This is a genomic window from Acinetobacter sp. Ac_3412 (assembly GCF_013072675.1).
Lineage (GTDB): Bacteria > Pseudomonadota > Gammaproteobacteria > Pseudomonadales > Moraxellaceae > Acinetobacter > Acinetobacter higginsii.
Genome location: NZ_LXUJ01000006.1, coordinates 1 through 1559, shown reverse-complemented (window position 1 = coordinate 1559; position 1559 = coordinate 1). Strand labels below are relative to the sequence as shown.

Here is a 1559-nt window from a genome sequence, read left to right as displayed (position 1 = left end):
ATGACCAGTCTGGTTGGACAACGCTCTCTACAGCCGAGCAGCGTACATGTACAACGCTGGCAAGCCGATGCACTGGAACAAGAAGATGGTGCAGGCAGTGTACAGAGCACACATAAGCACAGCGAACAACATGACAATGCCAGTCTTGGTCTAGAACAGGCATGGCACTTTTCACCGGCATGGATGCAAGATTTAAATGGGGAAGATGGCGCAACCCCATCGGGCAATGCCCAAATTGAAAAACTGAATCGGAACTTGGGTCAATACTACGACTTACAATCCAAAAAATTTACAGCCCATAGCACCGTGCGAGATACGCATGTGGGTTACTGGTTTGAACTGGCTGAACACCCTGAAATAGATCAGCATGATGGCAGCGATAAAGAATTCCTGATTACGGGCAAAAACTTCTATAACCAAAACAACTTGCCTAAAGATTTACATCAACAGATCAATCAATTATTAGTACAAAGTAACTGGCAACCGACTCAATCTAATAATAATGAAGAACGCCAAGCCAACCAGCTGATTCTGCAACGCCGCAATATCAAAACCGTTCCTGAATTTAACCCATTGCAACACCGTCCAGCAGCTTCACCGCAACGTGCTAAAGTGGTTGGGCCAAGCGGTGAAGAAATCTATGTAGATGAATGGGGACGAATTAAAGTCCGCTTCCTGTTTACTCGCAATGATGACCATAGCCATGATGGTGGTGCGGGAGCGAATGACAACGACACCGATTCAGCTTGGGTCGATGTACTCACGCCTTGGGCTGGTGAAGGCTATGGCGCACGATTCTTGCCACGTATTGATGAAATCGTAGTCATCGACTTCTTTGATGGCAATATCGACCGTCCATTTGTAGTGGGAAGAATCCACGAAGGCCATCGTAGTCCAACTAGATTTGACCATGCAGGCAAGCTGCCTGACACCAAGAAGCTGGCAGGGATTAAGTCCAAAGAGTATCAAGGTGAAGGCTTTAACCAACTGCGCTTTGATGACACCACAGGACAGATCAGCGCCCAGTTGCAAAGCAGTCATGCAGCCAGTCAACTCAACCTCGGCAAACTGAGTCACCCTAAAGCAACAGCGGAAAGTGAAGATCGCGGTGAAGGTTTTGAACTGCGCACCGACCAGTGGGGTGCAGTGCGTGCAGGCGAGGGTTTACTACTTTCCACGCATAAACAGGATCAAGCCCAAGGCGAACATCTGGATGCGCAACCTGCCAAGCAACAGCTAGACGGTAATCAAAACAATGCCAAAGCTTTAAGTGAAGTGGCTAAGAATCAGCAGACCGATGAAATAGAATCGCTGGATCAACTCAAAGAATTTGCTGAGCAGATTCAAGAGAAGATCGCTCAGTTTAAAAAATCATTGCTATTGCTGAACTCGCCAGCGGGGATTGGCCTAAGTACCAGTGAGGATATTCATTTATCCGCGGATGGGCAGATCAATCAGTTTGCAGGCGACAGTATTAATCTGAGTACACAGAAAAATCTGGTTACGCATGCGCAAAACAGAATCAGTGTGTTTGCTGCGCAGAATGGCATTAAACAAGT

The 1559-nt window shown here is 47.1% G+C and carries 1 protein-coding gene; it reads left to right on the top strand.

The features are described 5' to 3' along the window. Positions 1-1559 (top strand): type VI secretion system tip protein VgrG (gene vgrG, locus A7P54_RS03430; RefSeq protein WP_171548660.1); only part of this gene is annotated, 1559 nt, incomplete at both ends.